This is a genomic window from Cyanobium sp. Alchichica 3B3-8F6 (genome assembly GCF_024346435.1).
Classification (GTDB): Bacteria; Cyanobacteriota; Cyanobacteriia; order PCC-6307; family Cyanobiaceae; genus Cyanobium_A.
This window is the reverse complement of record NZ_JAGQCZ010000001.1, coordinates 286,462-298,981: the sequence shown is the minus strand read 5'-3', so window position 1 is coordinate 298,981 and position 12,520 is coordinate 286,462. Positions and strand designations below refer to the sequence as shown.

The window sequence follows — 12,520 nt, the reverse complement described above, 5'->3', positions numbered from 1 at the left end:
GATCGATTGGGTGGGTTGTGACCGGGCCGCAACTGGGTGAGTTGCTTCGGCTGATCGATCCGCGCCTGGTCTTGGATTTGCTGTTTGCCACCGGCTTGGGCGTGTTGGTGCTCGGCCGGGTGACCGAAGCGCGCACCCTGTGGTTGCTGCGCGGCTACCTGCTGCTGGTGGCTCTGGCCTGGGTGGTGCAGCGCTACGCCAACCTGCCGCTCACCAGCAAGCTGGTGGACGCCTTGGTGCTGGCCTGCAGCCTGGCCCTGGCGATCCTGTGGCAGGGGGAGCTGCGCCGGCTGATGGAGCTGCTCGGCACCGGCCGCCTCGGCGTGTTGTTCGGCAGCCGGACCCGCGACCAGCTGGGATCCGGCTCGGTGGCCGTGCTCAGTGAGGCTGCCGGGCGCCTCTCCCAGTCCCGTCGCGGGGCGCTGATCGTGGTGGATCTGGGCAGCGACCTGCGGCCCGAGGACTTCCTCAATCCCGGCATCGGCCTCGACGCCAAGCTCACGGTGGACCTGCTGCTCAACCTGTTTGCGGCCGACACCCCCCTGCACGACGGGGCTGTGCTGGTGAAGGCCAACCGGATTGTCGCCGCCGGTGTGATCCTGCCCCTCTCGCGCCAGGGCATCAACCGCTACGGCACCAGACATCTGGCGGCCCTGGGCCTCACCGAACGCTTCGACCAGTGCCTGGCGATCGTGGTGTCGGAGGAAACCGGCACCCTGTCGCTGGCGAGTCAGGGGCGGCTGGAGCGCCCGATCACCAGCAGCCGCTTGCACGATCTGCTCAGCCAGGCCCTGGCCTTGCCCACAGGGCGTAGCGTGGCAAAGGACACGCCGGATTCCCGCGGATGAGTCGCGCCCTGGCGACCACCACTGCGACTGCCCCCCAGGCCCTGTCGCCTGGCCTCGATCCGGCGCGGCTGCCCGGCCATGTGGCCGTGATCATGGACGGCAATGGCCGCTGGGCCAAGCAGCGCAACCTGCCGCGGGTGATGGGCCATCGCGAGGGTGTCGAGGCGCTCAAGCGCACCCTGCGGCTGTGCAGCGACTGGGGCATCGGGGCCCTCACCGCCTACGCCTTCTCCACCGAAAACTGGAGCCGTCCTGGCGAAGAGGTCAGCTTCTTGATGACCCTGTTTGAGCGGGTGCTGGCCCGCGAGCTGCACGCCCTGGAGCAGGAGCAGGTGCGGATCCGTTTTCTGGGGGATCTCGAGCCGCTGCCCGAAGGCCTGAAACGGCTGATTGCCGATGCCACCGAACGCACCGCGGCCAACACCGGCATCCACTTCAACGTGTGCACCAACTACGGCGGCCGGGCCGAGTTGGTGCGGGCTGCCCAGCGGCTGGCCGAGCGCTGCGTGGCCGGTGCGCTCGATCCCCGCGCCATTGATGAGCAAAGCTTTGCCAGTGAGCTCCACACCGCCGGCGAGCCCGATCCCGACCTGCTGATCCGCACCAGCGGTGAGCACCGCATCAGCAACTTCCTGCTCTGGCAGCTGGCCTACGCCGAAATCCACATCACCGATGTGCTCTGGCCCGATTTCGATGAGGCGGCGCTGAGAGGTGCCCTGCTCGACTACCAGGGCCGCCAGCGCCGTTTCGGCGGGGTCGAGCCCCTGGCCTGACCGGTTCTGGCTCCACGTCTGTCTCCACGCTTCCCTGCCACCCTGTCTCCGTTGCTGCCTGTGATCACGCGTCACGATTGGTCCCGTTCTGAAATCCAGGCGCTGCTGGAGCTGCCCCTGATGGAGTTGCTCTGGCAGGCCCAGCAGGTGCACCGTGCCGCCAACCCCGGCTACCACGTGCAACTGGCCTCCCTGCTCAGCGTCAAGACCGGCGGCTGCGAAGAAGACTGCGCCTACTGCCCCCAGTCGCTGCACAACAGCAGCGACGTGACGGGCCGGCCGGAGCTCGAGGTGGAACCTGTGCTGGCGCGGGCGCGGGCGGCCAAGCAGGCCGGGGCCCATCGCTTCTGCATGGGCTGGGCCTGGCGCGAGATCCGCGACGGGGCGCCGTTTGAGGCGATGCTGGTGATGGTGCGGGGTGTGCGGGAGCTGGGGCTGGAGGCCTGCGTGACCGCGGGGATGCTCAGCGATGCCCAGGCCGAGCGCCTGGCCGAGGCGGGGCTCACCGCCTACAACCACAACCTCGACACCAGCCCGGAGCACTACGACCGGATCATCACCACCCGCACCTACCAGGAGCGGCTCGAAACCCTGCAGCGGGTGCGCAGCGCCGGGATTTCGATGTGCTGCGGCGGCATCATCGGCATGGGCGAAAGCCCCAGCGATCGCGCCGGACTGCTGGAGGTGCTGGCCAACCTCGATCCCCATCCTGAAAGCGTCCCGATCAATGCCCTGGTGGCGGTGGAGGGCACGCCCTTGGAAGCGCTGCCTCCGGTGGACCCGCTGGAGCTGGTGCGGATGGTGGCTGTCGCCCGCATCCTGATGCCCATCGCGCGGGTGCGGCTCAGCGCTGGCCGCGAGCAGCTCAACCGGGAGGCCCAGATCCTGTGCCTGCTGGCCGGGGCCGATTCGATCTTTTATGGCGACACCTTGCTCACCACGGGCAATCCGGCGGTCGAGGCCGACCGGGAGCTGCTGGCAGCTGCGGGTGTGCAGGTGAGATGAGCGTGCTGGTGGCGGCGTCTTACCGCTTTGCTGCCCTGGAGGCGTTGCCGGCCCTGCGCCGCGAGCTGCTGCAGCTGGGCGACGCCGCTGGCGTGCGCGGCACGATCCTGCTGGCTGGCGAGGGGGTGAACGGCACCATCTCGGGCCCCGATGCCGGCGTGCAGGCGGTGCTGCAGCGGCTGCGGCAGGTGGCGGGGCTGGAGCAGCTGCAGGCCAAGTTCAGCCGGGCCGGGGAGCAGGCGTTTCACCGCCTCAAGGTGCGGCTCAAACGCGAGATCGTTTCCCTTGGCCAGCCCGAGGTGCAGCCCTATCTGGCCTCGGCGGTGGGCACCCACGTGCCACCCGAGCAGTGGGATTCCCTGATCGCCGACCCCGACACCCTGGTGATCGACACCCGCAACGCCTACGAGGTGGCGATCGGCACCTTTGCTGGGGCGATCGATCCGGGCACCGAGAGCTTTCGCGAGTTTCCCCAGTGGGTGGAGCGCGAGCTCAGGCCGTTGGTGGCGGAGCGCCAGCCCAAGGCGATCGCGATGTTCTGCACCGGCGGCATCCGCTGCGAGAAGGCCACGGCCTACCTGCAGCAGCAGGGTTTTGCCGGGGTGCATCATCTGCAGGGCGGCATCCTGCGCTACCTCGAGGAGATCCCCGAGCAGGGCAGCAGCTGGCGCGGTGAGTGTTTCGTGTTTGACCAGCGGGTGGCGGTGAACCACCAGCTCGAGCCCGGCGAGCACAGCCTCTGCCACGCCTGCGGTCTGCCGCTTTCACCGGCCGACCGCCAGCTCCCCAGCTACGTGGCAGGCGTGAGCTGTCGCCACTGCCGCGATCGCTTCAGCGATGCCGATCGGGCGCGCTTCGCGGAGCGCCAACGCCAGATGGAGCGGGCCCGAGGACGGGGTGAGCGCCATCTCGGTGAACGCCAACTCCGTGAAGGCCAACTCGGTGAGCGCAGCGGTGGCTGACGCGCGGCCGGTTCTCTACAGCTTCCGCCGCTGCCCCTATGCCATCCGGGCGCGGCTTGCCCTGGTGGCGGCGGGGTTTCGGCCGGGGGAGACGTTGGAGCTGCGGGAGGTGAGCCTCAAGGCCAAGCCGCCTGAGCTGTTGGCGGCCTCGGCCAAGGGCACGGTGCCGGTGCTGGTGGGGGCGGCTGCTGGGCCCGAGGAGGAGCCGGTGCTGGAGGAAAGCCTGGCGATCATGGGCTGGGCCCTGGCGCGCTGCGATCCCCACGGCTGGCTGGCGGGTTGGAGTGGGGCGCAGGTGGCGGAGATGGAGGGTCTGATCACCGAAAATGACGGCCCCTTCAAGCACCACCTCGACCGCTTCAAATATCCCGATCGCTATCTGAGCGAGCCGTGGGAGGTGCATCGTCTCGCCGGGCTCGCGATTCTGCGCCGCTGGAACGACCGCCTGGAGGCGGGGGGCTGGCTGCTGGGCGAGCGGCCATCCCTGGCCGACTGGGCTCTACTGCCCTTCGTGCGCCAGTTCCGCCTGGCTGATCCGGCGGGCTTCGATGCGGCGCCGCAGCTGGTGGCCCTGCAGACCTGGCTGGGCCGATGTCTCGGCGGCCCGGAGCTGGCGGCAGCGCTCGCACCCCCCTGGGCGGCGCGGATGCCGTGGCGGTCTCCGCACTGGCTGTATCACCTGGCCTTGCGGCAGGAGTGGCAGGCGGCTCGGGCCGAGGGGATCTACCGCCGTTCCAGCCGCGGCCTGGCGCTCGAGGAGGTGGGTTTCATTCACCTCAGCGCTGCCGATCAGGTGCCAGCCACCGCCGCCCATTTCTATGGCGATTTGCCTGCCGGTGAGGTGCTGCTGCTCAGCATCGATCCCCAGCACCTGGCGTCCGCAGGCCTGGCCGTGCACCACGAACCGGCGGCGCCTCCTGATGGTTCCCCTGGCGGCACCCCTGGCGCGGAGTTGTTCCCGCACCTGTATGGCCCCCTGCCCCTGGAGGCGGTGCGCCTGGCGGAGCCTTGGCGGCCATGACCAACGCAGCGCCAGTGCCGACCCTCGCCGATCTGGAGGCCGAGGCCAGCCGTCAGGGCCTGCTGCTGCGCCTGCAGGTGCGCCGGCCGGCTGGGGTGGCCTGGACCCTGCGGGTGGGGGTGGCGCGACGCCCGCAGCCGGAGGAGGTTTGCGGCGGGCTGCTGTTGCTCGGCGAGCTCAAGGGCTGGGCCTTGGCCACGGCCGATGGCCTGCGGCTCGACACCATGCGGGTGCAGGGTGAGCAGACCGCTGCGGTGGCTCCGTTGATCTGCGCTGCCACCTTCGCCTGGGCCTTGGAGGCCACCCCCTGCCGCCGCGCCACGATCCTGGCGATCCGAGACAGTGAGAAGCAACATCGCCGCTTGGTGCGCTACTTCCGCCAGCTGGGCTTCACGCCCCTGCGCGAGCTCGGTGCCGGCCCGGCCGATCTGGCCCCGCGGCTGCTCTGGGGCGGCGCCGGCCTGCTGATGCGGGCCGATGCCAGCGAAGTTCTGAGGCGCAGTGCGCGGCGGTTGGGCCTCGGGGGGCTGGATGGGCTTTGATCCCCGTCGCTGGCGTCCAGCTCCCGGCAGCCCTGCCGTCACCAGCAACGTGGACGCCCTCCTGGCTGAGAACGATGCCCTGCGTCGGGAGGTACGGGCGCTGAGGCGCCGACTGGAGCAACTGCAGCTGGAGCAACGGCAACACCCCAAGGAGGAGGACACGCGGGTTGCCTTCGGCCTGAGTCCCGATCTGGTGGAGCGCTGGAGCCAGGCCATGGCCCGCCATCCCCGCTGGCAGGCTCTGCGGATCGGACCACCGGCCGGCTTGCGCGGCGTGATCGAGGAGCTGCGCTGTCGCTGGTGGAATCCGGAGCTCAGCCTGGAGCAGGAGCTCGATCGCCGCTCCCCCGGCCTGGGCACTGAGCTGGCTGAGGCGCTTCGGGGGCCCCACAGTCGGGCCCGTTGGGCTGTGCGGGCGGCCTTTGCCCTCTATGGCCAACGGGCGCCGGAGTGGTTGAGCGAGGCGCCCTTGCAGGTGGTGGAGGAGCTCCTGCGCCGCGAGGAGCGCCTCGGCCAGCGCAGCCGTGGCACCCGCACCGAGAACCACTCCCACACCAACCATCAATCCCACGCCAAACGCGAGGCGGCGTCTGCGGATCCCCGCGCTGACTCCCTGCGGCTGCTGGGATTGGACCCCGGTGCCAGTCAGCTGATGATCAAGCGCGCCTATCGCCGCCTGGCCAAGGCCCACCACCCCGATCTGGGCGGTGACGCCAAGGCGTTTCACCAGCTGGAGGCGGCCTACCGGCTGCTGATGGGCTGAGTCAGAACTGCAGCTGCAGTTGCAGGCCGGCGGCCAGGATCGGCTCGGCGATGCTGCCGCTGGGATTGAGGATCAGCTGCAGCACCGGCTGGAGGCTGAGGTTGCTGTTCACCAGCCAGCTGTAGTTGAGCTCCAGCACGGTTTCGCTGCCCTGGCCGGGCGAGAGGGTGGGGCTGAAGCGGCTGCTGCCAACGCCGAGGGCCAGCACATCCAGTGGGCGGCCTGGTACCACCCCCTGCGTCAGCCAGCCGCCACTCAGAAACAGGGGTACGGGATTGGTGTCCCACTCAAAGCCGGCATTCGCCCCGAGCCAGAGGCGGGTGTCGAGACCAACTGACAGAGGAGATACCAGGGTGAGGGTGGCGGTGATGAAGCTGTTGAGCGTGTCGTTGCTGCGGTTGTCCACATAGCCCCCTCCGATTTGGAGCAGGGGCGGCGGCAGCTGCCGCTGGATCAGCTCCTGACCATGGGCAATCGGCCGCCGCAAGGCTTGGGCGCCTGGCAGCGCGTCGTAGCTCCACTGCAGCAACTGGCTATGGCCGTTCAGCGCTGGCTGGTTGGGCTTCACACCAAACAGACTCGCCAAATTGAATTCCGGATCCAGCCAGAAGGCGCCGTAGTGCCATTCCCCCCAGCGGCCCGAGGACTCTGGTCGCCAACGCAGCTTCAATCCCGGTGCGATGTAGGGGTTGATCGGCAGACCGCTCACATACAGGTTGAGGGTGTTGTTGAGTGCGGAGTGCACATAGGCATCCAGCACCGGTGCACTCACAAACCCCGGATCGATCGACAACACTCCGGCCTTGAAGGCCAGAGGGCCGCTACCCATCTGCCGCTCCACACTTGCTTCCGTGAGCCACAGCCCTGTGGGGTCGCTGCTGTTCTGGAGAGGGAAGGCGGCGCCGATGCTCTGGCTGTAGTTGGGATCGCCGCTGAACAGCATCAGCTGCACGTGGCCACGCCAGTGATCCGCTTCTTGCCGCAGCTTCACTGGTTTGGTGTGGCCTGAGCCCACCACAACATCCAGAGTCAACTGCTGCATCCAGCTGGCGCTCTGCTGGGTGCCGCCGCTGGGGTTGCCCAGGGGCTGGGCTTGCAGTTGCAGTTGCAGATCAAGCCATTCAGGTGGCTTGATCCATCCGTTTAGGGAAGAACCATTGGTTTGAATGCGTTGTGCTGGCTCCTCTGGCTGAGGCTTGGGCGCCGTGGTCTCATCACTGGACTGACAAAACCCTGGCAGTTGGCATAAAACGAAAAAACAAACAGCGAACTGCTTCCTCAGATTCCAATGAGGCCATTGGACATTCTTGCCGTGTGCCATTGACCAGCTGGCATAGGACGACCAAGGGTCCCGATTATTGCTGAATATTGAGGTTTTGGCAATCAGGGTTTGGCATGATCGGTTGCCTTCAGTCCAGTTGAATTGTTTGTGATTAAAAACAATCAATCAGTTGATAGTATTTTGTGTCTCTAGCGCTTTGGCGGTTTCGCTGATTCCGCTATCGGAAGGCAGGCCATCAAGGCAGGCCAACGCTTCGCGTGCACCATGTTAATTGAAGATCACCCGTACGCCATGGCGAGATAGAAATCGCTTGGTGTCGAGACACGCGATAAGCATATGGTTGCGCGTGTTGGTGCTCATTTTATCACTTAATCTTGCTAGGCCTTGCGGTTGACGCAGGGTTGTCTTAATTTGCGCCAATTGCCTGAGCCTCAATGAACGGATCAGAATTGATCAATTTCATGGTCACCACCTTTGCGTTGCTTAACCCGCTCGGTGTGCTGCCGATTTTCATTGGCCTCACAGCACGGGAGAACCGGGGGGTTCAGCGCCTCGTGGCTCTGTTTGTCTCTCTCACGGTGCTGGCCCTGCTGCTAGTCTTTCTGTTTGTTGGCGAGAGCATCCTCCAGTTCCTCGGCGTCTCGATGGATGCCTTTCGCATCGCTGGGGGAATTCTCCTGTTGCTGATGGGATTGAAAATTGTGTCCGGGGATGGAGGCGATTCGGATATTCAGGCGTCAGGGGCTGGCGCTGAAGTGGGCGAGCTGAAAGAGGCGGAAACGGTGTTTCAGAAGATTGTGATTCCCTTGGCGATGCCCTTGCTGGTGGGCCCTGGTGTGATCGCCAACGTGATCTTGTATGCCGCTAAAGATCGTGCTGATCAAGATGGTGCTGCGCTGGTGCTGGGTACGCTCCTGCTCTCTGTTGTTGTGTTGGCAATTTTTCTTGCTGGCCGTTGGCTGAAGGCCGTTGTGGGTCCGATCGGGCTCAACATCTTGATGCGGGTGATGGGTTTGATGGTGGCCGCGATGGGAGTTCAGTTCATGGTCACCGGCGTGAGCCAGATCTTCATCACCCAACTTGCGCCAGCGATTCGGTGAGCCCTGTTTCCTTGTGGTAATGGATTCCCCTCGGGTCTTCATACCTTGCAGTTCTTACATTGTGCTGAGCGCTCTTTTATTGCATTGCAATAACAATGTGACGAACCAAGCGAAACCCTTGGTTCGTCATCACGGCCAAGGTTTGGAACTGATCACGGCGCATGCAGTGGGGCTGAAAAGATCTAAGAGGCGGCGTGATAGCTGCTGCGCACCAGCGGCCCGCTGCGCACCCGGCTGAATCCCAGTTCACGAGCGATAGCCCCCAGCTGCTCGAATTCCGCCGGACTCCAGTAGCGGGCAACCGGGATGTGCGCGAGCGATGGGCGCAAGTATTGCCCCAGGGTGAGCCGCTGGCAATCAACGCTGCGGAGGTCGCGCAGCGTTTGCACCACCTCCGCGTGGGTTTCACCCAGCCCCAGCATCAGGCCGCTCTTGGTGGGGGTCTGGGGGGCCAGCTCGCGGGCGGCCGCCAGTAGCCCCAGGGAGCGCGTGTAGGTGGCGCCACGGCGCACCTCGCCCTGGAGGCGCTCCACGGTTTCCAGGTTGTGGTTGAAGCAGGCCGGTTCGGCGGCGAGCACTGCGGCGAGCCGTTGGCGTTGGGCGGCCAACCCCTCCTGTTCGTTGCGATGGCCGCCCCAGAAGTCGGGGGTGAGCACTTCGATGCCAATTCCGGGCGTGCGGCGCCGGATGGCGGCCATGGTGGTGGTGAACAGGCTAGTGCCGTGGTCGGCCCGGTCATCGCGGGCGACGGCCGTCAGCACCACATAGGAGAGCCCCAGGGTGGCCACCGCTTCGGCCACCCGTTCCGCTTCACCGGCGTCCACGGGGTGGGGAGCCTGACCCTTCTCCACCTGGCAGAAGGCACAGCTGCGGGTGCAGATCGGGCCGCCCAGCAGGAAGGTGGCGGTGCCGGCGGCGTAGCACTCGGCCCGGTTGGGGCAGCGGCCCTCCTCGCAGATGGTGTGCAGCCGCTGCTGCTTCACCAACCCCTGCACCGTCTCCAACGCGGAGGCGTTGCCAACGGGACGCTGCAGCCACTCAGGTAGCCGTTCAGCAGGGGGGATGGCGCTGTAGCGCGACATGGGAGCTACTCGACCCGGCGCCGTCCCTCGAAGGCCCGGGCCAGGGTGACTTCGTCGGCGTATTCGAGCTCGCTGCCCACGGGCAGGCCGTAGGCGATCCGGCTCACTGCAGTGAAGGGCTTGAGCAGGCGGGCCAGGTAGAGGCTGGTGGTGTCGCCCTCGACGCTCGGGGTGAGGGCAAGGATCACTTCGCTGATGCCCTCCGCATCCACGCGGTGCACCAGCGGTTGGATCTGGAGCAGCTCCGGCCCGATGCCATCCATCGGCGAGATCAGGCCGCCAAGCACGTGGTAGTGCCCTTTGAACTCCCGGGTGCGCTCCATGGCGAGCAGGTCGCGGGAATCGGCCACCACGCACAGCTGGCCGTTGCCGCGCTCGCTGTTGCGGCAGATCTCGCAGACGGGCTCCGCTGATAGATGGAAGCAGCGCTGACACTGGCCCACCTGGCTGCGGGCGTCCAGCAGGGCGTCGGCGAAGCTGCGGATCTGTTCTTCGGGCTGGCGCAGCAGGTGCAGGGCCAGTCGCTGGGCTGTGCGGGGACCGATGCCGGGCAGCCGCTCGAATTGGTCGATCAGCCGGGCCAACGGGCGCGTGAAGCCGCTCAGCGTTCCGCTCCAAGTGGTTTGAATTGTGGCAGGCCTGCCCGTCAGGCGGGATGGGTGCTGGCGGCCTCCAGGTGGGTGCCGCTGAGTTCAGCACCCTCCAGTTGGGCTCCTGTCAGGTCCGCCCCGTCCAAGTTGGCGTCGCGCAGATTCGCCCCACGCAGATTGGCGTCCTGCAGATCGCAGCCGCGCAGGTTGGCACCGCGCAGATCGCTGCCGGCCAGGTTGGCCTGGCGCAGCACGCTGTTTTCCAGATTCACCTCCTGCCAGTCGCCGTGGGGGGCCTGCAGGTTGTGCAGATCGAAGCCGGCGAGCTGCTGGCCGGCGAGTGAGAGGCCTGCACTGTTGAGGCTCTCGAGGGCGTGGATGCGACCCATCAACCAGCGTGCCCCGGAGGCGTTGCAGGTTTGCAACAGGTCATAGGCCTCCATGTTTTCGCGCTGGCGTCGCTTGTGGCCTTCCAGCAGATAGAGAAAGGCTGCGGTCACGATGCTGAGCGACTCCACATTGCCGACGCTGATCAGGGCCTCGGCATCTCGAAACAGGCAGCCCTGGCTCCAGTTTTGGTTGCGGCAGGTGGCGTAGCTGTTCACCACCAGCAGCAGGGCCAGGGCACTGCCGGCCGACAGCGCGAGGCGAAAGGCAAAGGAGCCGTCGAGCAGCCGGAACAAACGCGAGTCGTGACGCCGTTGCTGCCGTTGGGCCCAGTTTTGTGGCCGTGGGCCATCGGGCTGTGGCCGACGGGCCGAACGTTGCTGGCGGGGCATCACTGCGATGGGTGGATCGGGCCCATGCTGATGGCCCAGCAGAATGGCGCCACGCATCGTGCCCTGAGCCATGGCTGTTTCCCGCAATCTGGCCGTTCTCCGCAACCTTTTGCCGCGCTTCATTGCTGTGCTGTTGGCGGGGGTGCTGGTGTCCTGCAGCGCCGCTGCAGCTGGGCTCAACAGCTTCCAGAGCCCCGATGGCCGCTACGCCTTTCTCTATCCCACCGGCTGGACCCGGGTGCAGGTGAGTGGCGGCCCCCAGGTTGTGTTTCACGACCTGATCAACAGCGATGAAACCCTCAGCCTGGTCATCTCAGAGGTCAATCCCACCAATGATCTGGAGAAGCTGGGCAGCGCCGTGGCTGTGGGCGAGCAGTTGCGCCGCACGGTGATTGCTCCCGAGGGCAGCGGCCGGGCCGCTGAGCTGGTGGAAGCGTCGGAGCGTCAGGAGGGACCTCGCACCTTCTACGACCTGGAATACGCGGTGCACCTCGACGACCGCGACCGCCACGAGCTGGCCACCGTGGTGCTCGACCGCGGCCGCCTCTACACCTTCGCTGCCAGCACCAATGAGATCCGCTGGGCCAAGGTGAAGGACATGTTCCACCAGGTGGTCACCTCGTTCACTCTGTTGGTGTGACGGCCGCTCCCCTCGCCGCCGATGTGGTGATCGTTGGCGGTGGGGTGGCTGGTGGCCTGCTGGCCCTGGACTTGCGGGAGCTCGGGGCATCGGTGACCGTGGTCGATGCCACCTCTCCAACCTCAGCTCAAGCTGGCCTGCGCTCAGCGTCGGCGATCAGCTATGGCGCCCTGCCCGGCTGGCCCCTGGCCCCCACACCCCTGGCGCGCTTGGCGGCGGGAGCATCCCGGCGCTGGCGCCGGCTGCAGCGGCGCCATGGTGCGTTGGGCTGGCGGCCCTGCCGCTTGCGGCTGCACGGCGGGGTCGCCGGGTTGGGGGCGCTGAGTGCCTGGTGGCCGCTGCCGTTTGCCCAGGTGGATTCCGCGGTGTTGGTCGCGCGCCTGCCGCTGGTGCTGGCCGCGGCGGGTGTGACGTGCCAAGCGGCCCGTGTGGAGCGCCTGGATCCCCAACCAACCGCTGGCTGGGCGCTGCACCTCAGCGATGGCACCAGCCTGCAGACCCCGAAGCTGGTGTTGGCGGCTGGTGCCCACTGCCGCCAGCTCTGGCCGGGCCTGCCTTCGCGGCTGCGCAGCAGCTGGGCCGGGGTGCTGGAGCTGCCGTCCTACCCGGCGCTCCTGGGCCAAGCCGCCGCCTGGCTGCCGGTGAGCTTTGGGCGGGCCGCCCTCGAGCGCCGCGCCGCCAGCCTGAGCGAGCCGGAGTGGCTGGTGGATGGCGGCCTGATGCCCTGGGGTGCAGGGGCCCTGGTGGGCCAGCACACCCTGGTGCGGCCGGGCCTGGAATTGGGAGTACCGCCGCCGTCTGCGGAGGTGGAGCAGCAATTGCGCCAAGGGCTGGCGGGCCAGTCCTGGGGGGCGCCCCTCGCGGTGCTGCCGGGCCAGCTGCACCAGGCGGCCGTGGCCTTCTGCAGCGAGGGGGTGCCCCTGGTGGGTCCGCTGGCGGAGGCGCCTGGCTTGTGGATGTTCACTGGCTTCAGTGCGGGGTTCAGCCAGGTGCCGGTGTTGGCGCCACTGCTGGCCCAGGCCCTGGTGTCGGGCGGAGCACAGGCGGAAGCGGCGACGCGGCGCCTGCTCCAACTGGGCCTGGGGCGGCCCGATCATGTGGGGGCTGACAGGTGTCGCTGAATCCTGCAAGCT

The 12,520-nt window shown here is 67.2% G+C and carries 14 protein-coding genes; 10 read left to right on the top strand and 4 right to left on the bottom strand.

Annotated elements, in window-relative coordinates; genetic code table 11:
- Positions 1–17 precede the first annotated feature (17 nt).
- From cdaA to KBY65_RS01645, 7 genes are all read left to right on the top strand, one after another.
- Positions 18–848, top strand: coding sequence for a diadenylate cyclase CdaA (gene cdaA, locus KBY65_RS01675; RefSeq protein WP_198953818.1), 831 nt, complete (start codon positions 18–20; stop codon positions 846–848).
- Positions 845–1,621, top strand: a complete 777-nt coding sequence (locus KBY65_RS01670; RefSeq protein ID WP_255000305.1) for an isoprenyl transferase — start codon at positions 845–847, stop codon at positions 1,619–1,621. Before cdaA ends, KBY65_RS01670 begins: the two co-directional genes overlap by 4 nt.
- Positions 1,622–1,741: 120 nt before the next feature.
- Positions 1,742–2,626: a biotin synthase BioB gene (gene bioB, locus KBY65_RS01665; protein ID WP_409996608.1), complete on the top strand. Its 885-nt coding sequence runs from the start codon at positions 1,742–1,744 to the stop codon at positions 2,624–2,626.
- Positions 2,623–3,588, top strand: a complete 966-nt coding sequence (locus KBY65_RS01660) for a rhodanese-related sulfurtransferase (protein ID WP_255000303.1) — start codon at positions 2,623–2,625, stop codon at positions 3,586–3,588. The genes bioB and KBY65_RS01660 overlap by 4 nt, the downstream gene beginning before the upstream one ends.
- A complete protein-coding gene (locus tag KBY65_RS01655) occupies positions 3,581–4,609 on the top strand; it encodes a DUF952 domain-containing protein (RefSeq protein WP_255000323.1) in 1,029 nt (342 codons plus the stop codon). Before KBY65_RS01660 ends, KBY65_RS01655 begins: the two co-directional genes overlap by 8 nt.
- Positions 4,606–5,151, top strand: a complete 546-nt coding sequence (locus KBY65_RS01650; protein WP_094559397.1) for a hypothetical protein — start codon at positions 4,606–4,608, stop codon at positions 5,149–5,151. The genes KBY65_RS01655 and KBY65_RS01650 overlap by 4 nt, the downstream gene beginning before the upstream one ends.
- Positions 5,141–5,914 (top strand): J domain-containing protein, encoded by a 774-nt coding sequence (locus KBY65_RS01645; RefSeq protein ID WP_143592833.1) that lies wholly within the window; start codon positions 5,141–5,143, stop codon positions 5,912–5,914. Before KBY65_RS01650 ends, KBY65_RS01645 begins: the two co-directional genes overlap by 11 nt.
- 1 nt (position 5,915) lies before the next feature.
- On the opposite strand, the gene KBY65_RS01640 is transcribed toward KBY65_RS01645, so the two are convergent.
- Positions 5,916–6,956 carry a carbohydrate porin gene (locus KBY65_RS01640; protein WP_255000301.1) on the bottom strand — a complete coding sequence of 347 codons (1,041 nt, stop codon included), beginning with the start codon at positions 6,954–6,956 and terminating at the stop codon, positions 5,916–5,918.
- Positions 6,957–7,630: 674 nt separating this feature from the next.
- Here KBY65_RS01640 and KBY65_RS01635 point away from each other — a divergent pair.
- A complete protein-coding gene (locus KBY65_RS01635) occupies positions 7,631–8,296 on the top strand; it encodes a MarC family protein (RefSeq protein WP_255000300.1) in 666 nt (221 codons plus the stop codon).
- 182 nt (positions 8,297–8,478) lie between these two features.
- On the opposite strand, the gene lipA is transcribed toward KBY65_RS01635, so the two are convergent.
- The 3 genes from lipA to KBY65_RS01620 form a co-directional block, all read right to left on the bottom strand.
- The gene (lipA, locus tag KBY65_RS01630) at positions 8,479–9,378 is read right to left on the bottom strand and encodes a lipoyl synthase (RefSeq protein WP_094559393.1); all 900 of its coding nucleotides are present in this window, start codon (positions 9,376–9,378) and stop codon (positions 8,479–8,481) included.
- A 5-nt stretch (positions 9,379–9,383) separates the two neighbouring features.
- The gene (recR, locus tag KBY65_RS01625; RefSeq protein WP_254987189.1) at positions 9,384–9,953 is read right to left on the bottom strand and encodes a recombination mediator RecR; all 570 of its coding nucleotides are present in this window, start codon (positions 9,951–9,953) and stop codon (positions 9,384–9,386) included.
- Positions 9,954–10,024: 71 nt separating this feature from the next.
- Positions 10,025–10,747, bottom strand: a complete 723-nt coding sequence (locus KBY65_RS01620) for a pentapeptide repeat-containing protein (RefSeq protein ID WP_255000299.1) — start codon at positions 10,745–10,747, stop codon at positions 10,025–10,027.
- A 70-nt stretch (positions 10,748–10,817) separates the two neighbouring features.
- Between KBY65_RS01620 and psbP the strand changes: the two genes are divergently transcribed.
- The gene (gene psbP, locus KBY65_RS01615) at positions 10,818–11,387 is read left to right on the top strand and encodes a photosystem II reaction center PsbP (RefSeq protein WP_094559391.1); all 570 of its coding nucleotides are present in this window, start codon (positions 10,818–10,820) and stop codon (positions 11,385–11,387) included.
- On the top strand, positions 11,384–12,508 hold the full coding sequence (locus tag KBY65_RS01610) for an FAD-dependent oxidoreductase (RefSeq protein ID WP_143592832.1): 1,125 nt from the start codon (positions 11,384–11,386) through the stop codon (positions 12,506–12,508). The genes psbP and KBY65_RS01610 overlap by 4 nt, the downstream gene beginning before the upstream one ends.
- Positions 12,509–12,520: the final 12 nt, after the last annotated feature.